This window comes from Caloranaerobacter longqiensis (assembly GCF_050286925.1).
In the GTDB taxonomy this organism is placed as follows: Bacteria; Bacillota; Clostridia; order Tissierellales; family Thermohalobacteraceae; genus Caloranaerobacter.
The window spans coordinates 180901-203177 of sequence record NZ_JBFWFX010000002.1 but is presented as its reverse complement, the minus strand read 5'-3'; the positions used below and the strand labels follow the sequence as shown (position 1 = coordinate 203177).

Genomic DNA, 22277 nt, shown 5'->3' with positions numbered 1-22277 from the left:
CCTTTTGGATACACTAGAACCGTCCACTTGTTTCCTTTTTAGTATCCGTATCTTGAGCCTGGATACCCATAGTAAGGATGCCTTCTACCTCTTAATAATTCATTTAATAATATAATAAATATTAAATCTTTAAATAATCTTCTCCTACCATAATGTCTTCTACTAACTGAAGACCTCCCATTTTCTAATGGATCTTTGTCTATTTCTGGATATATTTTTATCATCTCTTCGTATACTTCATCAACCATTATTCTTACTTCATCTTCATCTGGATAAGGATATGGATTTGGGTATGGATAGGGATATACTCCATAACTATATGGATAATGTCTGTATATACACTCTCTAACCTTCGGCAATACTTCATGATATATTTCTGGATATTCGTACATATATGAATAGTTATAATACAAAATAAAACCCCCTCTCTATCTAATCTAGCTTTGATACTATCATATGTTAGAGAGGGGTTTTTTGTTTATGTTACTTAACAATCTTTACATCTATATTTAATTTATCAATATCTATTGTGCTTTCATTATCTAATCTCAATACTTCTCCATTCATAATAACTTTACTATTTGAATCTAAACCTAAAATTCTAAGCTTCATTTTAGGGATTTTATATCCATTTTTTATAACTTCTGATGTTATTGAAACTTCTTTTTCACTATTTTTCATTATAAACTTTATCTCTGTATAATTACCTTTTTCATAATCAAAGCTAATTCCATCATCTAAATATAATGTATATTCACCATCTTGTCCTAAATAACAGTTTATAGTTATTTCTTGCTCTTTTTCTCCTATATATTGCATTACATTATCTGTAGGGATAATAGCTCCAGCCTTAATAAATATCGGCATTGAATCTATTGGAGCTTCTTTAATAATATATCTACCACCTTCGAACTTTTCTAAAGTCCAATAATCGTACCAGATGCCTCTAGGAAGATAAACCATTCTAACTCTTGTATACGGTCTTATTATTGGACAAATTAATATATTCTCTCCAAATAAAAATTGATCATTTATGTTATATGTTTCTTCATCATCTTGATAATGATAGAATAATGGTCTAATAGCTGGATGTCCATTAATTGAACTTTCTCTCATCAAATTATACAAATAAGTTATAAATTTATAACGCATATTGATAAACTTTCTTGTGTTTTCTAAAACTTCTTCTCCGAAACACCAAGGTTCTTGATTAATAGAACCTTTAACACTGTGGTTTCTAAATAATGGCGTAAATGCTCCTAATTGTGTCCAACGAGTTAAAAGTTCACCATTACTATCTCCAATAAAACCACCCACATCTGCACCTATAAATGAATATCCACTCAAACCTAGATTCATGAACATAGGCATACTTGCTTCTAAATGCTCCCAAATACTTGTATTATCTCCTGTCCAAAGAGCTGCATATCTTTGAGTTCCCGCAAAAGCAGCTCTAGTCAATATAAACGGTCTTACATTAGGTTTAATACTTTTCACTCCTTCATAAGTAGCTATAGCTTCAAGCATACCATATAAATTATGAATTTCTGCATGACTTTTTTCTTCACCTTGATCATTAAAATGTACCGTATCCTCTGGAACAACTTTAGATTCTGTAGTAAAGTCAGCAGGTTCATTCATGTCATTCCAAAAACCTTCTACACCATCTTCTATTAACCCAGAATGAAGTTCTCCCCACCATTTTCTAACTTTTTCTCTTAGAAAATCAGGAAATACAGCTTTACCAGGCCATACTTCACCTATATAAACTTCACCATTCTTATCTTTTATATAAAAATCATTTTCCTTACCCTGTTCGTATACCCAATATCCATCTTCTACTTTTACACCTGGGTCTATTATAACAACAAGTTTAAAGCCCATATCTTTAAGCTTTGATACCATATCTTTGAATTCATAGAACTTATCAGAATCTACTGTAAAAACTTTATAATCTTTCATATAATCAATATCTAAATAAAGCACATCACATGGTACATTTTCTTCTCTCATTCTTTTAGCTATTTCCATTAACTCTTCTCTATTTTCATAACTCCATCTACATTGCTGATATCCTAAAAAGTCTTTTCTTGGTAAAGGCATTCTTCCTGTTAAATAAGTATACGCTTTAACAACTTCTGATACTTTCTCATCGTATATAAAATAGTAATCTAAGTATCCTCCATCTGCACCAAACTTTAACACATTATCTTTAGTTTTACCTAAATCAAAATAAGTTTTATAACTATTGTCAAAATAAATACCGTAGCATAACTTCTTACTTAACCCAATATAAAAAGGTATAGACGTATGATATTCCTTAATAGTTGCATTATGAACTGGAAATACACCCATAACATCAGTATTCCAATTTGAAGTTTCAGTTCCTTTTTTATTTAACCAACCATATTTCTCTCCTAGTCCATAAAACCCTTTTTCCCAAAGAATTTCCTTTTCAATTTCGATTCCTTCTAAATCTACATTCATATCCCTATTTAGTAATTCTCCATTTTTATTGAATATGCTAATTTGTAAATTTTCTTTATTAATTTCTATTATAAGACTTTTAGTCTTAATTATATTACCTTCTTGGTTATGTTCAATATCTTTAGGTTTAACTACAACAGCAGGAGTAGATACTGGTATCTCTCCATCATTACTATATGCAAAGCGTACAATATTATCATCGTAAAAAATAATATTTAAAAAACCTTTTTTCCCCTCAATTTTATATCCGAATTCTGTTTTTTTAATCATAATCTACCTCCTTAGTTTTTTATAATATTCTTCGTTTGTTTAAAATTTTTAATCTAAAATTACTTCTACATATGTTCTTAAAACCTCACCAACTGACCATGCTTGAGCCACACAACCCCTTGGATAGTGAGGTTCATCTCCATCAAATATTTCTGATATATTGCCAATACATGCATCTTTCATATGATAATAAAACTCTTCAAGCATATATTTTGCATTAAGTTTACTTTCTTTAGAATAGTCATTTACTTTTACATATGCTTCAACAAAAGGCCCTATTAACCAAGCCCAAACTGTACCTTGATGATATGCACCATCTCTCTTTAGAACATCTCCACCATATTTCCCTATATATTCTTTATGTTTTTTCGATAAACTTCTTAACCCAAATGGAGTATATAGTTCTTCATATACTTTCTCTACTATTAACTTCTCCTTCTCTCTATCAAGAATTGAAAATGGCAGACTCACAGCTAATATCTGATTAGGTCTAAACATATCCACAGGTTTCCCATTCCGTATCACATCATATAGGTATTTGCCCTTATCGTTCCAAAATTTCTCTACAAAACTCTTCTTAGTCTTTTCTGCTACTTCTCCATATTTGCTGCCATCATACCCTAATCTGTTCGATATTTCTTCCATAATTTTTAGAGCATTATACCAAAGGGCATTGATTTCAACTGCCTTTCCATGTCTTGGAGTAACCACCCAATCTCCAACTTTAACATCCATCCAAGTTAACTGTGTACCTTCATCTCCAGCAGATAAAAGTCCATCATCATCCATATAAATATTGTTTATTGTACCTTTAATATGATGTCTTATTATACTTTCAAGATGTGGATATATCTCTTCTTTAATAGTTTTTAAATCATTAGTATATTCAAGATATTTATATACTGCATAGAAAAACCATAGTGTTCCATCTGCTGTGTTATATAAAGGTGAAGTATTCTCATCCGGAAACATATTCGGTATTATTCCATCCCTAATATACCTTGTAAAAGTTAATAAGATATCTTTAGCATCATCAAATCTTTTAGTAGTCAAAGTAAGTCCAGTAAAGGCTATCATTGTATCTCTTCCCCAGTCTGTAAACCACGGATATCCGGCAATTATAGTCTTAGTTCCCGTAGACGCTCTTTTAACTATAAAATTATCACTTGCCAATACTAAATTCTTCAAAAAAGGATGTGAATATCCTGCTTTATTTATTAGTTCTGTACGTCTTTTCTTTTCGTTTTCTATTATTTCTTCAGATGTATATTCAACACTATCCTCTATAGTAGCTAAAAAAGTTATAGTATACTTTTTATGAGGTTCCATTTCATAAGAAAAAACTCCTGGTATAAAATGAAAATCAATACTTTCAAGTCCTCTATCTCTTTCATTTTTATAGAACATAGGCAAAGACCAATCTTCATTTGCCTCGTATTTACAATTTGAAATTATTTTTAAGTTTAAACCTGTACTCTCTTCAATTAATTTTAATGTTCCTTTTTCATAACTTTGATTATATCTAAAACTACCTATTTTACTAGTATCATGATGATCTCTAAAGTTTACATACGGAGTAAATGTCATTTTTACCTTTTTACTACCAGTATTTATTTTATATACAACAGCCACAGTATTTTTCTCATACTCCATTGCCAATTCTTTGCTAATAACAATATCTTTAACTCCATAAATAAACTTTGGTATAGGATAATTACTAAATCTTCTTAATTGTAAATATCCATCATCTATCTTTCCAATAAATTGATTAGCAAATAATTTATATTTTTCTCCATCTATTTCTAATGTTTCATCTATTTTTGACAGTAATAAATATCTCTTTATTGGAGGCACTAATGAAGCATTAAGCAAACCATGATATTTTCTAATATTTGCTCCAATTATAGTAGATGAACAAAAGCTTCCAAGACCATTTGTAACCAAATATTCTTTCTGTATTCCTTCATCAAAAGTCCTCCAGTTTGGATATCCTAATTCCAACTCTTCACCCCCTAAAAAATATTATAACATAATTTATGCAAACGGTTGCATCCATTTTATAAATATAATAAAATATTGTCAAGGGGGTTTTTATATGTCTAAAAAATTAGTAATATTTCTTGTAATATTTACTCTAGTTTTCTCTGTAGGCTGTCAAAATCAAAATAATATAAATGATACAAGTCAGCAAATAGAAAATGTAAAAAAAGATACAAAATCTGATAGTTCAAATGAAATTAAATACAAAGTTCAAAATAACGGTGGTGCCTTTTCTTCAAAGGATATAATATATTTTATAATGACTGACCGTTTTTATGACGGAGATAAAGAAAATAATAATTTCCCTGATGTAAATAAAAATGATCCTAAGGCATATCACGGTGGTGATTTGAAAGGTATTGTAGAAAAATTAGATTACATAAAATCACTAGGTGTAACTGCTATTTGGATAACTCCTGTTTTTAAAAATGAATATGGTGGATATCACGGATACTGGATTACTGATTTTTATAAAGTCGATCCACATTTAGGTACATTAAGCGATTTAAAAGAACTCGTACAAGAAGCACATAAAAGAGATATTAAGGTAATACTTGATTATGTAGTAAATCATACAGGATATAAATCTCCATGGTTAAATGATGAAAAATATAAAGATTGGTTTCATCCAAAAAAGAATATTTCTAATTGGAACGACCAAAAACAACTTGAAGAAGGCTGGATATTCGGTTTGCCTGACCTAAACCAAGATAATCCTGAAGTTAAAAAATATTTTATAGATAATGCTATATGGTGGATTGAACAAACAGGAATAGATGGAATGAGACTCGACACAGTTAAACACGTACCAAAGGATTTTTGGAATGAGTTTGCTTATAATATTAAATCGAAATATCCGAATTTTTTCCTACTCGGAGAAGTTTGGAATGACAACCCTAGATATTTAGAACAGTATCATAAAGTAGGAATAGATTCTTTAACAAATTATCCACTTTATAATGGACTTCGTAAAACTTTTACTAGATTTGGTAAAGCAAACACTTTAGTTAATGCTATAAAAAAGCAATCAGCATTTACTAATCCTGAATTAAATGGAATTTTTGTTGATAATCATGACAATAAAAGATTAGTTACTGAAGCAAAAGAATACGGAGAAGCTTATTTAAAACAAGCTTTAACTTTTATAATGACATATCCGGGAATACCTATTATATACTATGGTACAGAAATAGCTATGGAAGGTGGAGATGACCCAGACAATAGAAGGGATATGGAATGGGATAAAATTAGTAATTCAGAAATGTTAAATTACTTTAAAATGTTGACTGATATTAGAAATTCAAATGAAGCTCTTTATAATGGAGAATTCGAATTGTTAAACTATGATAGTTATTTTCTTTCTTATATGAGGAAAAAAGGCGATAGTAAGTTTATTGTGATTTACAATCTGCAAAATAAAGAAAAGAATATAACTATTAATTTAAAAGACGATAGTTCTAAATATACTGATGTGTTAAGTAGTAAAGCTTACAATATTGAAAATGGTAATTTAAATATTACTTTAAAACCTTTAGAAGTGATTATCTTGACTTCTAATTAAAACTAATCCCCTTCCAAAATATATACAAGCTAAAAAGCAGCCAATATTGGCTGCTTTTTAGCTAATTTTTATATAAGATATAAGTTGATAACGGTGCTACTTTTACATTTTCAACAGCTTTGTTTACTCCATTAACTCCCTCTACATTTACCTCTTTTTCATTAGCTATAATATTCCATTCTCCTTCTAGTGGAAGTTTGATTTCTATTTCTTCTCTATTTGCATTATGGATAATTAAAATATTTTTAAAGTCCCCTTCATATGGAGAAGTTAATAAATATGCAACTGAGTTTTTCGGAGCTTCAATAAACTTTAGATACTTTTTCACTTCCTCTGCTTTATCTAGTGTCATCACTTTTTGACTTTTTCTTAATGCAATTAAACCTTTAATATACTCATAAGTTTCCTTATACTTATTTTTATTACTCCAATCTATTTTATTAATCTCATCACCTGCTTTGTAGCTGTTGTGGTTACCATGCTTTGTTCTTAATATTTCAGTCCCACCTTGTATAAAAGGTATTCCCTGTGATGTTAAAACTATCGATAATGCTAACCTATTCATTCTTTCTCTTTCTTCAGGAGTAGCATTTGGGTTGCTCTTTTCAAACTTGTCAAACAAACATAAATTATCGTGAGAACTTACATAATTTATAGTTTCACTAGGCTCTTTTGTAAATCCTTTTATTTTACTACTGTAATCAATCATTCCAACTATTCCTTTTTTTATTTCGTTTTCTAGTCCTAATCCACCATTTACAAAACCTACTCCTTCTCCATCATTGTCCCCTTTTATAGCATTTCTAAAATCGTCATTAAATACTGCTATGCCCATTCCCTTCTGCTTACCTTTTCTCAACTGTTTAGTTGGAGATAATGCTGATGGACCACCAGTCCAAGGTTCTCCATAAATTAATATATTCGGATTAATCTTTCTTAGCTCTTTTTCTACTTCTCTCATAGTATCAATATCATGTAAAGCCATTAAGTCAAATCTAAATCCATCTATTTTATATTCAGTAGCCCAGAATTTAACCGAATCTATTATAAATTTTCTCATCATAGGCTTTTCAGATGCTGTTTCATTTCCACATCCTGAACCATTTGTATATTTACCAGATGAATCTGTTCTATAGTAATATTTAGGCACAAGTATATCAAATGGAGAATTTCCAGTTGTATAGGTATGGTTAAATACAACATCCATTATTACTCTTATGCCATTTTCATGTAATGCTTTAACCATTTCTTTGAATTCCTTTATCCTTACAGTTCCATCATAAGGATTTGTAGAGTAAGAACCTTCAGGTACATTATATAAATAAGGGTCATATCCCCAATTATACTCTCCTTCTTTAGTTTCATCTACACTAGCAAAATCATATACTGGAAGTAAATGTATATGAGTAATGCCTAACTCTTTTAAATGATCAAGTCCTGTAACCTCTCCATTCGGTCCTCTAGTTCCTTTTTCAGTAAAAGCTAAATATTTTCCTTTATGCTTTATCCCAGAATCCTTATCTACAGAAAAATCTCTAACATGCATTTCATATATAACTGCTTCAGTTGGTTTTATAGGGTCTGGAATTTTGTGTTCATCCCAACCTTCAGGATTTATAGAATCAAAATCTACTATCATACCCATTTTCCCATTTACAGTCGCTCCCTTAGCATAAGGGTCTGGAGTTTCCTTCTCTACTCCATTAATAGTAACTCTATAATTGTAATATTTATTTTTATAATCCCCTTCAAGTTTAAGCTCCCAAACACCTTTTTCACCTTTTGACATTGGATATACTTTACCTACATTGTCTTTATAATCATCATAAATAACTACCTTCATACTCTCTGCAACAGGTGACCATACTTTAAAAACTGTATACTCTTTAGTATATGTAGCACCTAAGTCATCTCCATCATATATAAACTCTTCACTTTCTAGTACTTTTCTCATTTCTACATCCCTTTCCTTGAAGTCTTTATGATATACAGTAATATTTTTTGAAAGGTCTACATCATCTTTTAAGAGTATTTTAAATACCTTTGCTGATTTTCCTATATATTTATCTAAAACAAACTTATCTTTATATTTAAATGTAATATCTTTTTTTGATGCTACAGCAAAAGTGAAATTCTGCCTGTACTTAATACCAGTTTCTTCCCCGATATCAGCTATCAATTCATAAATATTAAAAGTATCATTAAATTTCATTTCAAATTTTTCATCTATACTGTAGCCATTAAAATCCCCTATAACATATACCTTTTCATCTTTTTTAGGTGTATAACCTATTATATCTGGTGAATAAATAAATCTAACTTTAGTATCATTCATAATAGTTTCAAAACCATATTTTCTTGAATTTTCTCTTTTAACTTTTACTGCTTTAACTTCTTTAATATCTAACTCTTTGTCTGCACTCTTTACAGTAAATCCTTCATTATTTTCCCCTGTCAATTTCATAAAATTAGTAAGTTCAACTAATATTTCATTTTTACTATCCAAAAATGCACTTAATATTTTAGGGCTTGTACTAGCCTCTTCTCTGTTATAATAAATCTTTTCTACTCCCTCTAACATCCAAACTTCTGTTACATCTCCTCGCAAATCAATAAATCTATCCATATCAATATCTTTCTTTTCCCAATTACCCAATCTCGGAATTACTCCGACTCTTTCAATTTTTTCATTAAACTGTACTTCTACAATCTTTCCGAATTCATCCTCACCAGTAAAATAATATGCCTTTCCTTCTCTTCCATAAGGCCATATCCAAAAACTCCAGTTATCATAATCACCATTATATCTGTGATAATGAATTATTAATTTTGAACCTTCTTTTTCTTCACTTTTTACATCTTTACTTATATCTTTCGAAGTCTGATTAACACACCCTACAAATACCTGCATTAACATAATTATTATCAAAAATAAACTTAACTTTCTCATCACATCCCCCCAAAATATAAAAAATAAATTCTAAAAGGCAGGGGCATAGGCCGTATACAAACAAATCAATAATAGTCATAAATTAGGAAAATAAAGATATCTTGATTAAATACGTTGAGACTTTTCGAAATTATAAATGTTTTTTCTTTAATGTACAGTTATAAAGTCGATTCTCTCTCTATTAACTCTGTATCAATTATATAATGATTTGTTTCAATATTTTCATTTTCAAGTTTTCCAATCAAAAGTTTTGCTGCATAATAACCAAGCTTTTCAGCTTTAATATCTACTGAAGTAAGCTTTGGTTGCTGATATTCAGCTAAAGGCGTATTATTAAACCCAACAACTGCTATTTTACTTGTTGCTTTTTCTTTTATAGCTTTTAAGACACCAAAAGCAATCAAGTCATCTGTTGTAACAACAGCAGAAGGTTTCTTATAATCTAAAATCTCCATCATAGTTTCATAACCTTTTACTTCTGTAAAATCAACTTCCTCATAAATAAGTTTTTCATCAATAGAAATTCCATGTACCTTTAACGCTCTTAAATATCCATCTAATCTGTCTTTAGTAACGTTAAGAATATGAGGTCCACCAATAAAGGCTATGTCTCTATGCCCTTTATTAATTAAATAATTAACAACATCATACATGGCTTTAAAGTTATTATTATCTACCCATAATATCCCATCTGATTTTTCTGGTCTACCAACTACAACAAACGGATATTTCTCATTTTCCTTTAAATATTCAATACATCTATCGTTTTGTCTTGCAGTCAAAAGAATTATACCATCAACCCACTTGCTATAAATATAGTTTTTAATGAAGTCTATTTCTTCATTTTCATTATTACTGTAAGTATACATTATATAGTAGCCTTTCTTTTGGGCATAAACACTTATACCCCTCATTACTTGAATAAAGAATGGATTTATAAATAAGTCTTCTTCAGCATTTGGTAATATTAATCCTAAAGTCCTTGTTGATTTATTTGCTAAACTCCTTGCAATGGCATTAGGATAATAATTCAATTTTTTCATTGCTTCAAATACTTTTTTCTTCGTTTCATCACTTATCTTAGGATGATCAGCAATTACCCTAGAAACTGTCGATGGAGATACATTTGCCAATCTGGCAACATCTTTTATTGTAACAGGCATAATATTCACTTCCTACTTTTATTTTATTGCCTAATTTTTAATACATTGTTAAAGTAGACATTCTATACTCATTATATACTATAAATTATATTAAATCGCACTATACTTTTTCAAATTTCAAATTAACTTTTTGTAGCTCCAGCTGATAAACCTTCCACTATATGCTTCTGTAAGTAAATAAACAATAAAGTTATTGGTATAGCAACTAAAATAGAACCTGCTGCAAACATAGTAAATTTTGTATTTTGCTGCCCAGTTACCATTTCATATAAAGCCATAGCCAAAGTCTTTTTATCAGCACTTCTTAATATTAATCTTGGTAAAATATAGTCCATCCAAGGAGCAGTAAATTGAGTTAATGCAATAAAAGTAATTATTGGTCTTGCTACTGGTAAAATAATCTTTCTAAATATAGTTAAATTTGAAGCTCCATCTATTCTAGCAGCTTCATCTAAACTTTTTGGTATACCATCAAAGTATCCTTTAACTAACCATGCATTATATGGTATTTGTCCACCGGCATATACAAGTATTAATCCTAAATGAGTATTTAAAAGCCCCATTTGCATTAATAAAACATATATAGCAGTCATAGATAAGAAACTAGGAAACATTTGTAAAACAAGCATACTTACTAGCCCTACTTTTTTCCCTTTAAATTTAAACCTTGAAAATACATAAGCTGTTATAGTAGTAAATATAACTGATAATATCATGTTTATTGTTGCAATTTTTAGTGTATTAAAATACCATCTTACAAAATTCGTTTTCGTAAATAATTCTTTATAATGTATCAAAGTTGGATTTTTAGGTATCAAAGTAGACCCATACAAACTATTCCCTGGATTTAATGATGAACCTATTATCCATATAACTGGTGCAAGTACAACAAACGTTAAAAATAACAAGATAGCATACAATACAACTTTTGTTAAATACTTTGATACTTTATTACTATTATTATTTGCCGTGTTCTTTTCTACTGGTAAAATTATCATTATATCATATCCTCCTCTTTAAAGGATTTTGTTTTAACGAAACTGTAAGATGAAATACTAGCTACTATGAAGAATATTATTATTGATATTACTGCAGCCATATGGAATTGATTTTGGTCTAAAGTCAATTTATAGATCCAAGAAACTAAAATATCAGTATGACCTGCGTATTTATATGCAGGATTTACAGGTCCTCCATCTGTTAATAAGTATATATTATTGAAATTGTTAAAGTTGTAAGCAAAAGATAATATTAAATAAGGTGCTGTTTGATAAAATATCATTGGTAAAGTAATTTTATAAAATTTTTGTCTGTTTGTAGCACCATCTATATCTGCGGCTTCATACAAATCCTTAGGAATATTAGTTAAAATACCAGACATTAATACCATAAAATACGGTGAACCTAACCACATATTTACAAGTAATATAACAACTTTAGCTAAAGTAGGGTCTGTAAGCCAAGGAATACGAGCTATATCAAACTTAACTAATAAATTGTTTATAGGGCCAGGACCACTAAACATTAAACGCATTACCAATAAAGATAAAAATCCTGGTATAGCATACGGTAATATAAATATACTTCTCCAAACTTTTTTAAACTTAATACCCTTTGCATTAGTCAATAACGCTAAGAATAATCCTCCAAAATATGTTGTAATAGTCGCTAAAACTGCCCAAACAACTGTCCATTTAGCAACACCAAAAAATGTTGAACTCCAAATTTTTAGCTTCACCAAGTTTCGAAAGTTCTTTAATCCTACCCAGTCAACTAAGCTTCTTGGTGGCAAATGATATGGGCTTGAATAGTTAGTAAATGCAATACAAAAAGTAAAGATTATAGGTAACAATGTTACAAAAGTAACTGCTAAAATAGTTGGTGTAAGCATAAACATTGGAAAATATTTATCCCAAACATACTTCAAAAACTCTTTAAATGTTCTTCTTTCTTCTCCTCTTTCAATAAGTTCAGCTGTATTTTTAGCATCTTTTATATTTATTAAATAAATTACTATAAGCAATCCTATTACTAGCAAGGAAATAATACCCTGTATTAACAAAATAATCGAATGATCACCTTGTGCTATACCATTTACAAAGTGTAAAGGCTTCTCTCCTAAAGTGATCAGTCCCCAAATAGAATGTTTAAAATACGGAATAGTAAAAATAAGTATTACAAGTTCAAATGCAGAAAAAATTATACCTTTTATAATTTCTCTATTATAAAATTGTCCTAGACCCATGAATACTGTAGATAATAGTGCAGCTTTAGTAGATTTTTTCATCTTCTCCCTCCTACCACAAATCTTCTTTAAAAAAATCTAGTCATTTACGATACCGTAAATGACTAGATTTTATATTATTTTATTCTAGTCTAATCTACTCTTGTGACGCTATTGCTTCTTTAATAGTCTGAACTGCATTATCTAATGCCTCTTTTGGATCTACTCCATCATTCCACATTGATGCAAATGCTGCACCATATGGTTCCCATACAACTCCCATTTGTGGAATTGAAGGCATTGGAACTGCATATTGAGCTTGAGCTAAGAATGGTGCAACAATTTCATCATTCTTAATAATATCTTCATCCATAAGAGCTTTAACAGGTGGTATCTGCTTAGTCATTTCAAATCTCTTTAAAAGCATTTCGTCTGAAGTTGCAAACTTAGCAAATAATTTAGCAGCATTTGGATACTTAGTATATGAACTTACAAACATTGATCTAATTCCTGAAAAACTTGCTGGATGTTTTCCTCCTGGTAACTTTGGTAGTGGAGCTATACCGAAGTTAATTCCTGCCTCTTGATAACCTTTAACTGCCCAAGGTCCATTTATTATCATAGCTGCTTTACCTTCTGAGAATAAACCATCCATGATTTGATAGTTAGTGTCAGCTGAATTTAATGGTAATATTTCTTTTAATGATACCATAAACTTAGCACCTTCAATAGCACCCTCATTATTTAAACCTATATCATTTTTGTCTGTTCCACCATTACCAAATACATAACCACCACTACCAGCTATAAAACTGTGTGAGAAGTAAGCATTTGCAACATCCCACATGAAAGCATATTTATTTTCATCTGGATTATTATATTTCTTTGCAAACTCTATAACTTCTTCATAAGTCTCAGGTGCTTTTGAAACTAAATCTTTATTGTAGAACAAAGCATATGTTTCTATAGCTAATGGATAACCATATACTTGTCCTTCAAAAGAAACACCATCTGCAGCTGCTTTCATGAAATCGTTTTTTATTCTATCAGCAGTTACATCATTAGGATGTACTAAACCTGAAGCTACTAATTCTCCAGTATGATCGTGTGGAGCAACAAATACATCAGCACCTACGCCTGCAGGTCCATCAGTAGCTAGTTTATTTTTTGCATCAACATTAGAAACTGCTTCATAAGTAACTTCTACACCATATTTTTCTTTAAATTTTTCAGCTACATATTTTATCCATTCTGATTCTGGACCTTCACTCTCCCAAACAACTAGTTTTGCACCTGGTTCAGGAGTTAATTCTTTTGAAGCATTCTCTTGGCTTGTATTTTCTTGATTATTCTCTTGATTATTATTTTGTGCTGGCTCTTCTTTAGCGCCACATCCTACTAGCGAAAACACTAGCACAGCAATAAGTAAGAAACTAAGAAATTTTTTCATATAAATCCCCCTTCTCTAGAATTTATGTTAGTTTTACAGTTGCTAATTTCTGCAACCGTTTGCATAATTTATTATAAATCTTTTCTAAAAATATGTCAAACTTTTTTTACTTTTCACAACAAATAAGGATTCTAGCTGAATGCATAGGCACATCAACATATAAATCTTCATCTGATTTAAAAATATCACCTGTCAAACCGTCAATATACACACCCTTAGTTTTCAATGTTACTTTTTTATCAAAATTATGATTATTAATTAAAACAAATATTTTTTCATCTTCATACTCTCTAATAAATCCTATTATGTCTTCTATATCATCAATCCATTTAAATTTTCCTCTTCTTAATGCTTTATACTGTTTTCTAAGTCCAATTAGTTTTTTATAGTAATTAAATAATTCTAAGTTCCAATTTTCTTTATTCCAGTCCATTGTTCTTCTACAATCAGGATCGTGTCCACCTTCCATACCAATTTCAGTTCCATAATATATACAAGGTGTTCCAACATAAGTTAATAAAAATGTAGCTGCCATCATCAATTTATTTGTATCTTTATTGCACTCTGTTAAAAATCTTGAAGTATCGTGGCTCTCCATTAAATTAAGCATAACCTCATTAACTTGTTCAGTATTTCGCATTCTAACCTTATTAATTAATTCCTTAAACTGACTATCCGAAATATTTTCATAGGCAAAATACTGTAATAACGCTCTCATAACAGGATAATTCATTACTGCATCAAACTGGTCGCCTTCTAACCACGGATAAGCATCAAGCCAAAGCTCTCCTACAATGTAAGCGTCTTCTTTAGTCTCTTTTACGACTTTTCTGAATTCTCTCCAAAAAGTATGGCTAACTTCATCTGAAACATCTAGCCTCCAACCGTCAATATCTGCCTCTTCTATCCAATACCTAGCAACTTTTAACAAATACTCCCTTACTTCTGGATTATCTGTATTTAATTTCGGCATATGATACACAAATGCAAATGTATCATAACTTGGAGGATTAGTTTCTATTGGCCATTTGTGTATATAAAACCAATCATAATAAGGTGATTCTTTACCTCTTTTAATAACATCTTGAAACGGCTCAAAAAAGTAACCGCAATGATTAAACACTGCATCTAAAATAACTCTTATGCCTCTTTCATGGCATTTAGAAACTAATTCCTTCAAAGTTTGCAAATCTCCAAAATGAGGGTCTATTTTAAAATAATCTTTGGTATCATATTTGTGATTAGTCGGTGATTCAAATATTGGAGTAAGATAGATACCATTAATACCTAATTCCTCTAAATAATCAAGCTTTTCAATAATTCCTCTTAAATCTCCACCATAAAAACTATTTGAAGCAGGTAACTCTCCCCACTCTGTCAATTTATCTGGGTCATTTGATGTATCTCCATTAAAAAATCTTTCAGGAAATATTTGATAAAATACTGTGTCTTTAACCCATTCTGGTACTTTATGAATATCTTCTTTATTCATATATGGATATTGAAAGAAATGTAAATACACTTCTTTTTCATCAATATCTTTTATAAGTCCCCATTCAGTAAAATAAAATTCTCCTTCATCCCCTTCAACCTTAAAATAATATGCTAGCCTTTTATTTTTAGGACTAACCTCTACTGTAAAATAATCATAAAGATCATCAGAACATGTTAATTTCATGACTAACTCTTGTCTTTCATCCCAATTATACTTATCTCCATATATCAAAACAGCCTTCTTTATATCTCCTTTTGCAGCTCTTAACCTTATATGGATAACATTTTCATCATATGCATAACAAAAATTGCTTTTCGGCTTGTGGTAAATTGCTTGTAAATTCATATTTCACCTCTTAACAAAAATTTTTCCTAGACTAAAAAAAAATCAAAATTGTGCAACCGTTTGCGCTGATATTATATCATTTTGGTATTTTAGTGTCAATATAACTCTTTAAAGCGTAAAAATTATGTTTTTACTACTACAATCAAAAGATAAAAAAAGCAGGCTGACAACTGGCAGCCATCATTTAATCGAACCTTCAGTAACACCTTTAACAATAAATTTCTGTGCAAAGAAATAAAATATTATAATCGGAATCATTGCAATTACAAGACCTGCTAATGCTAAATTCCACTTTTTAGAGTATTGTCCGAAAAAGTAGAACATCTTAAGCGGAATTGTATGCCATTCAGGCTTATTAATTACAAGTTGAGGTAATAGGAAATCATTCCATATCCACATTGCATTTAATATACTTACTGTAACTGTTATAGGTTTTAATAGAGGGAAAATAATATGCCAAAATATTTGAAACTTATTACAACCATCAATAGTAGCTGCTTCTTCTAATTCTACTGGTATATTTTTAATAAAACCATGGTATAAAATTATAGAAAGGCTTGAGCCAAAACCTAAATACATGAATATAAGACCAAATGGACTTAAAAATAAATTTGGATTACCTAATGCTCTGCCTAACATTCCCATCAATCTTATTAAAGGTAACATTACTGACTGAAAGGGAATAAGCATTGCACCAGCAAATAAAAAGAATAAAAATGTACTCAATTTACTCTTTGTTCTAACTAACATCCATGCAGCCATCGAAGCGAATACTATTATAATAACTGTACTAACAACTGTAATAAATAAAGAATTTAATAAAGAATGGATAAAATCTAATTGAATAAATGCCTCTACATAATTGCTAGGACTGAAATACTTTCCGAATGGCAAACTTACAACATTTAAAAATATTCCTTTTTGAGTTTTAAATGAATTTGTAAATACTATATATAGAGGAGATAAAAATAATATTGCTAGTAAACTACTCAAAATAGGCAATCCTAGCTTCTTTATCCCACTACTTGACATTACATTTCTACCTCCCTTTTCTTGCTATAATATATTTGTGTTAAAGTAATTGCTGCTACCGTGATTAAAAATATAACTGCCTTAGCCTGTGCTAATCCAAATTTATTAAATACAAATGCTGTTTCATATATATTTAAAGCTAACATTTGAGTAGAATTGTATGGACCACCATTTGTTAAAGACAAGTTCTGATCGAAAAGCTTAAATGAGTTAGATAATGTTAAAAATAAACCTACTGTAAATGCTGGTGCAACTAAAGGAATAGTTATATGAACAAGCCTCTGCCAAGCATTTGCTCCATCTATTTTTGCAGCTTCTTTAAGAGATTCTGGAATACTTTGTAGTGCTGCAATATATATAACCATCATATAACCTGAAATCTGCCATGACATTAAAATAACAAGCCCCCAAAACCCAGTAGATGTAGTTGACAACCAACCTTCTAAAAAACTCAATCCAAGTTTACTTCCAATAGAATCGAAAGCCTTTGTAAAAATAAACTGCCAAACAAAACCAAGAATTAGACCACCAATCAAATTTGGCATAAAAAATATACTTCTTAATATATTATTTAATCTCGAATTTCTTGTAACAAGTAGTGCCAATCCAAATCCAATAACATTAATTGTTATAACTGATGTTATAGCGAATTTAGCTGTAAATTTAAAAGAATCTAAAAACGATTTATCATTTTTTAATATTTCAATATAATTTTTAAAGCCCACCCAATTTGGATTATTATTTATCCCATTCCAATCAGTAAAAGAATAGTATATACCCATAAACATAGGAATAATTACTACAATCAAAAATGCAATCAATATTGGAAATACAAAAATACCAAACCACAATTTCGAGCTTTTCATAGCTAATCCTCCTATATTATTTTTGAGGGGAAGTATTCCTTCCCCTCAATGTCTAACAATCCTATCTCAATTCTTTCCATTTAGCTTTAGAATTTGAAATTACTTCTTCCCAAGTAATATCTCCAGCTAGATATTTTTGAATTTCTGTTCCAAGCACTTCCATACCCCAACCAGTTGGATATCCCATGAATACCCATGGCATTGTTCTTCCTTCTTGAGCATATCTCTTAACAGCTTTTCCTAGTGGGTCTTTTGGTTCTAATCCTTCATATCCTTTTAATGGAGGAATAAAATAAAATTTATTTACAATAAAATCTTTTCCTGTATCAGAAGTATATAGCCAATTCAAGAAATCTTTTGCAGCTTTCTTCTCTGCTTCACTACTATTCTTATTTACTGCCCAATGCATTGGAACTCCAACAGGAATTGAATCTTCCTTAGCTCCTTTAACAGGAATTGGAAGAATATCTAAGTTCTTAGCAACCTCTTCATCTATATTCTTAACTCCACCATATATCCAGTTACCCTGTTGAATGATCGCAACTCTTTCTATTGCAATACCTTCATCAACCTGTGTAGCATAATCAACTGCATTTAGTTTTCCTTTTGATTTTGAACTTGGAGAATAATTAGCTTGTAAGTCGATCAATGCTTTTAATGCATCTCCATATTTAAATTCAACTTGTTTAGCCTCAAAAGCATCAATTGAACTATCAAACTCTTGTGAAAGTGCAGCATTTGAAGTATGTAATCCAGTTACCCAAGTTTCTTTTGCTGGATACTCAAATACTGCCTCTAAAAGAGGATATTTTTCTTTTAATTCACCAGATTTTATTTTTGCATCCAAAGTTTTAACTGCTTCCTCTAAACTAGCAAAATCAACTATTTTAGTAGGATCTATACCTGCATCTTTAAAAATAGCTTTATTATAAACAAATCCATAACCTTCAATATTAAATGGCAATCCATAAATTTTACCGTCAACAGTTACACCAGAAAGAATTCCATCTAAAGCTAGCTTAACCCAAGGTTGATCTGATAAATCCTCTAGTTTGTCCATCCAGTCTTTTACATCCTGTGGACCTCCTATATTAAAAATATCAGGTTCATTACCAGATTGAAACTTAGCTCTTAAAGCTGCACCATAATCATCGCCACCACCAACAGTTTGTATGTTGATTTTAACATTTGGATGAGTTTTTTCGTATGCCTTAGCAGCTTCTTCTAATTCTTTAGCTATTTCTACTTTAAACTGAAAAATGTCTACTTCTACAGTTTCATTTTTAGTTTGTGCTGAATCTTTAGACTCCTCTACATTTTTATTCTCTTCTGATGTGTTTTGAGAAGTACAACCTGTAAGAGCACTTACAAGTACTAGTACAAACAAAATACCTAAGGCTAAAAGTCTTTTTGCTTTTTTCATTATAATCCCCCTTATAAAGTTTTTTGTTCTTTTAAATATCAGAATGAAAGTATATATCTGTACTCCGTAATAATGTTAATAAATCCCCCCTCCCTAAAACCATTTTAATTGATAGAAACTTTTTCGCAATCGTTTGCATGATTAAATTATATCTCTTTCTTTTTTATAATTCGTTGAATATTTCGATTTTTCTGAATGAGTAAATACTCTAACCAAATACTCATTATAATTATTGATCACCTTTTAGCCATAAATAAGCATTACCCCTTGGAATAAAAGTAAATGCTCTTCTTTTTTCGATAATATGAATAACGTTTTCATCGTATGTACAATAAAAATTATCGTATTTTGTGCAATCGTTTGCATAATCATTATATCACTTTGATACTTCAGTGTCAATATAACCTTATCTCAATATTAAAACCCGCCATAAATAGCGGGTTAATTTTATTATTCATATCGAACCATTTTAACTCCTAATCCAAAAAACACCAATCCCATTGCAAGTAGAACAATAGAAGGCTGAATAGCTGAATCGAAACCATACCCATACATAGCTATTTTTTCCATTCCTTCGACTGCCCATTTTTGAGGCATAAAATTTGCGAGAAATAATAAAAATCTATTGTTCACGATTTCCAAAGGCCACATGCAACCACCTAACATCGCTGTACCGGTAAGTATTATAGGTGTAATAGCCGAAAGTTGAGCATATGTTTTAACAATACCTGATAAAAATAATCCTAAACACGTAATTGCAAATACATATAATAAGGCTATTAAGATTATTCCCGAAATCAATCCCCATTCTATATTAAATAAATACTTTCCTGCAAAAATTAATATGAAAAGCTGCAAAAGCCCAATAACATAAGCTGATATCATACTTCCTCCCAATATGGCCGATTTTGATATCGGTGATACTAACATTCTCTGCCAAATATTATGCTCTTTATCATACAAAATAGTTCCTATACTAAATACAGCAGTATATGTAGTAAAATATATTGAAAAACCAATAATAGAATGCATAAGACTATCATAACTACTAAAATTTTTTGTATCAATCATTTCAGTATTGATATTTATCGGTTTTCTATATCTCCAATATTCTTTAATATTCTCATAAGTCCTTTTTACAATTTCATCTCTAAATACATCATTTTTAGATTTTACCAAGTAATCAGCAGTAATCTCTGCGATTTTTATATTTCCTATCATCCTATTCAATATACTAAACAACTGATATTCAAGTGTATAAATATATCTATCATCCTTAAACTTTATTAATTCTATAGTAGCCTCTCTTCCATTATCTATCGAATCACTAAAACCCTTATTTATAACAACTGCTGATAAAGCCTTTCCTTTGTCTACAAGTTCAATTGCTTCTTCATATCCACTAAACTCATACTGAAAAATTGGATAACTTTCAAGCTCATCTACAAACATCTTTGAATACTTACTTTGGTCTTTATCTACTATCAGAACTCTAGGTTTATAACTTGCACCTATCATTCCAAATACTGCTGTAAAGCCTAATGCCATAACCGTCATAATTACAATTATCAAATATTCATCTCGAAGCCGTAAAAATCTAAGTTTCATTATACTAAACATCTACACATCCCTCTTCTTTCTTTAAAACTAAAATAAAAATAGCAAATATTAAGAAAATTATTCCTGAAATCATTAAACTAAATAAATGACCTTTTATCTCATCTATTGGATATCCCATCATCACTTTCAAGTATGATTTTAATGCCATTCCGTTTATAGATAGAAAATCTAATTTTTGTACAAATTCAGGTAACAAATCATATGGAACAAAACTCCCACCAACTAACGCCATAAATTGAATTATTATTTTTTGAAAAACATTTGCTATTTTATAATTTCCCGCTTTTAAAGTCATTACAGCTATCATAGTTCCTAATGACGCTACTGAAAAAATCGCACACAAGCTAATTATAACCACCAACAGCAGACTTCCCCACTCAACTTTTAATATAATACTAGAATAACTAATCATTATTAGCATCTGCAGAAGTGCTAAAAAGAAAATAGTAAAGAAATTCCCAACTACTATTTTAAATTTAGATACGCCAGCAATTATCATTCTTTGATATGTAATATTATTTTTTTCTTTTAATAAGGCTCTACTACCATACCCTGAAGCAAACAGTATAAACATAACAGCCATACCTACTGCATAATACTGAAAGCTGCTAATAGGTTCCTTCCCTTCTACTCTTAAATAATTGACATTGGCTCTAATTTCCCCTATATCTTCAATCATGCCCTCCATAAATTTGTCAATATCTTCAAAAATTTTTGCTCCAACATCTTCTTCCATAGCTGTTTGAATAAAAACATTCTTTCCTATTATTATTGTAGAAAGCATATCAGCAAACCCATTCATAACTTCTGATATTATCTGTGTACTAAAAGCATATTTAGAATTTCCTAATACTTTTATATTAACTTCATTTCTAAACAAAGTATAAAGACTAATATTTAAATCATAAATAAAGTTTTCAGGTAATATTACTACTGCTGTAACTTTTTCGTCTTTCAATAATTTAAATGCCGTATTCTCATCTTCAATTCTATATTTAATAAATTTTTTCAGTTCTTTGCTGCCTAAAAATTGTTTAAAAAAAATCTCTTCAATATCTAATTTTTGAACCTGTGCAAGTATCTTATTTTTCTGCTCTGCACTAAGTTTTTCTCCAATAATCCCATCAGTAATAATTTCTCTAAATCTCTTCAAATCTTCATTTGCATCATACTTTTTAACTATTACGATATTATATCTACTTTTATTACCACTACTACTAATGAAAGAGCTGCTAAACGCTAATCCTAATATAGTCGTTAGAATTATAGGCATAATAATTAGTGTTGCTAATGCTTTCTTATCGTTTAAAATAATCTTCAAATCTTTTCGAACTATATCTGATATTCTCAT

The 22277-nt window shown here is 29.9% G+C and carries 15 protein-coding genes; 1 reads left to right on the top strand and 14 read right to left on the bottom strand.

Annotated elements, in window-relative coordinates; translation table 11 throughout:
• Positions 1 to 38: 38 nt before the first annotated feature.
• The 3 genes from AB4Y15_RS02995 to AB4Y15_RS02985 all read right to left on the bottom strand — a co-directional run bounded on the left by AB4Y15_RS02995 (position 39) and on the right by AB4Y15_RS02985 (position 4758).
• The gene (locus AB4Y15_RS02995; protein WP_427338371.1) at positions 39 to 413 is read right to left on the bottom strand and encodes a hypothetical protein; all 375 of its coding nucleotides are present in this window, start codon (positions 411 to 413) and stop codon (positions 39 to 41) included.
• A gap of 70 nt (positions 414 to 483) precedes the next feature.
• Positions 484 to 2757, bottom strand: a complete 2274-nt coding sequence (locus tag AB4Y15_RS02990; RefSeq protein ID WP_427338369.1) for a glycoside hydrolase family 31 protein — start codon at positions 2755 to 2757, stop codon at positions 484 to 486.
• Positions 2758 to 2805: 48 nt separating this feature from the next.
• On the bottom strand, positions 2806 to 4758 hold the full coding sequence (locus AB4Y15_RS02985; protein ID WP_427338368.1) for an amylo-alpha-1,6-glucosidase: 1953 nt from the start codon (positions 4756 to 4758) through the stop codon (positions 2806 to 2808).
• Between the two features lie 94 nt (positions 4759 to 4852).
• On the opposite strand from AB4Y15_RS02985, the gene AB4Y15_RS02980 reads away from it, so the two are divergent.
• The gene (locus AB4Y15_RS02980; protein ID WP_427338367.1) at positions 4853 to 6358 is read left to right on the top strand and encodes an alpha-amylase family glycosyl hydrolase; all 1506 of its coding nucleotides are present in this window, start codon (positions 4853 to 4855) and stop codon (positions 6356 to 6358) included.
• Between the two features lie 61 nt (positions 6359 to 6419).
• Here AB4Y15_RS02980 and pulA read toward each other — a convergent pair whose 3' ends face one another.
• The 11 genes from pulA to AB4Y15_RS02925 all read right to left on the bottom strand — a co-directional run bounded on the left by pulA (position 6420) and on the right by AB4Y15_RS02925 (position 22277).
• The gene (pulA, locus tag AB4Y15_RS02975; RefSeq protein ID WP_427338365.1) at positions 6420 to 9308 is read right to left on the bottom strand and encodes a type I pullulanase; all 2889 of its coding nucleotides are present in this window, start codon (positions 9306 to 9308) and stop codon (positions 6420 to 6422) included.
• A 158-nt stretch (positions 9309 to 9466) separates the two neighbouring features.
• Positions 9467 to 10471 carry a LacI family DNA-binding transcriptional regulator gene (locus tag AB4Y15_RS02970; protein WP_427338364.1) on the bottom strand — a complete coding sequence of 335 codons (1005 nt, stop codon included), beginning with the start codon at positions 10469 to 10471 and terminating at the stop codon, positions 9467 to 9469.
• Positions 10472 to 10593: 122 nt separating this feature from the next.
• Entirely contained in the window at positions 10594 to 11469 is an 876-nt protein-coding gene (locus AB4Y15_RS02965) for a sugar ABC transporter permease (RefSeq protein WP_427338363.1), read from the bottom strand.
• Positions 11469 to 12758, bottom strand: coding sequence for a carbohydrate ABC transporter permease (locus AB4Y15_RS02960; RefSeq protein WP_427338362.1), 1290 nt, complete (start codon positions 12756 to 12758; stop codon positions 11469 to 11471). The genes AB4Y15_RS02965 and AB4Y15_RS02960 overlap by 1 nt, the downstream gene beginning before the upstream one ends.
• Positions 12759 to 12852: 94 nt before the next feature.
• Positions 12853 to 14145 carry a maltose ABC transporter substrate-binding protein gene (locus AB4Y15_RS02955; protein ID WP_427338361.1) on the bottom strand — a complete coding sequence of 431 codons (1293 nt, stop codon included), beginning with the start codon at positions 14143 to 14145 and terminating at the stop codon, positions 12853 to 12855.
• A 106-nt stretch (positions 14146 to 14251) separates the two neighbouring features.
• Positions 14252 to 15985 (bottom strand): glycoside hydrolase family 13 protein, encoded by a 1734-nt coding sequence (locus tag AB4Y15_RS02950; protein WP_427338360.1) that lies wholly within the window; start codon positions 15983 to 15985, stop codon positions 14252 to 14254.
• 180 nt (positions 15986 to 16165) lie between these two features.
• The gene (locus AB4Y15_RS02945) at positions 16166 to 17017 is read right to left on the bottom strand and encodes a carbohydrate ABC transporter permease (RefSeq protein ID WP_427338359.1); all 852 of its coding nucleotides are present in this window, start codon (positions 17015 to 17017) and stop codon (positions 16166 to 16168) included.
• Positions 17017 to 17883, bottom strand: coding sequence for a carbohydrate ABC transporter permease (locus AB4Y15_RS02940; RefSeq protein ID WP_427338358.1), 867 nt, complete (start codon positions 17881 to 17883; stop codon positions 17017 to 17019). Before AB4Y15_RS02940 ends, AB4Y15_RS02945 begins: the two co-directional genes overlap by 1 nt.
• A 61-nt stretch (positions 17884 to 17944) precedes the next feature.
• Entirely contained in the window at positions 17945 to 19306 is a 1362-nt protein-coding gene (locus AB4Y15_RS02935) for an ABC transporter substrate-binding protein (RefSeq protein WP_427338357.1), read from the bottom strand.
• A gap of 450 nt (positions 19307 to 19756) precedes the next feature.
• Entirely contained in the window at positions 19757 to 20926 is a 1170-nt protein-coding gene (locus tag AB4Y15_RS02930; protein ID WP_427338355.1) for an ABC transporter permease, read from the bottom strand.
• The gene (locus AB4Y15_RS02925) at positions 20919 to 22277 is read right to left on the bottom strand and encodes an ABC transporter permease (protein ID WP_427338354.1); all 1359 of its coding nucleotides are present in this window, start codon (positions 22275 to 22277) and stop codon (positions 20919 to 20921) included. Before AB4Y15_RS02925 ends, AB4Y15_RS02930 begins: the two co-directional genes overlap by 8 nt.

Bases quoted from the DNA above. Each gene is read 5' to 3' on its own strand.
- AB4Y15_RS02990 (WP_427338369.1), bottom strand. From the start codon at position 2,757: ATGATTAAAAAAACAGAATTCGGATATAAAATTGAGGGGAAAAAAGGT.
- AB4Y15_RS02980 (WP_427338367.1), top strand. From the start codon at position 4,853: ATGTCTAAAAAATTAGTAATATTTCTTGTAATATTTACTCTAGTTTTC.
- pulA (WP_427338365.1), bottom strand. From the start codon at position 9,308: ATGAGAAAGTTAAGTTTATTTTTGATAATAATTATGTTAATGCAGGTA.
- AB4Y15_RS02970 (WP_427338364.1), bottom strand. From the start codon at position 10,471: ATGCCTGTTACAATAAAAGATGTTGCCAGATTGGCAAATGTATCTCCA.
- AB4Y15_RS02965 (WP_427338363.1), bottom strand. From the start codon at position 11,469: ATGATAATTTTACCAGTAGAAAAGAACACGGCAAATAATAATAGTAAT.
- AB4Y15_RS02960 (WP_427338362.1), bottom strand. From the start codon at position 12,758: ATGAAAAAATCTACTAAAGCTGCACTATTATCTACAGTATTCATGGGT.
- AB4Y15_RS02955 (WP_427338361.1), bottom strand. From the start codon at position 14,145: ATGAAAAAATTTCTTAGTTTCTTACTTATTGCTGTGCTAGTGTTTTCG.
- AB4Y15_RS02950 (WP_427338360.1), bottom strand. From the start codon at position 15,985: ATGAATTTACAAGCAATTTACCACAAGCCGAAAAGCAATTTTTGTTAT.
- AB4Y15_RS02945 (WP_427338359.1), bottom strand. From the start codon at position 17,017: ATGTCAAGTAGTGGGATAAAGAAGCTAGGATTGCCTATTTTGAGTAGT.
- AB4Y15_RS02940 (WP_427338358.1), bottom strand. From the start codon at position 17,883: ATGAAAAGCTCGAAATTGTGGTTTGGTATTTTTGTATTTCCAATATTG.
- AB4Y15_RS02935 (WP_427338357.1), bottom strand. From the start codon at position 19,306: ATGAAAAAAGCAAAAAGACTTTTAGCCTTAGGTATTTTGTTTGTACTA.
- AB4Y15_RS02930 (WP_427338355.1), bottom strand. From the start codon at position 20,926: ATGTTTAGTATAATGAAACTTAGATTTTTACGGCTTCGAGATGAATAT.
- AB4Y15_RS02925 (WP_427338354.1), bottom strand. From the start codon at position 22,277: ATGAGAATATCAGATATAGTTCGAAAAGATTTGAAGATTATTTTAAAC.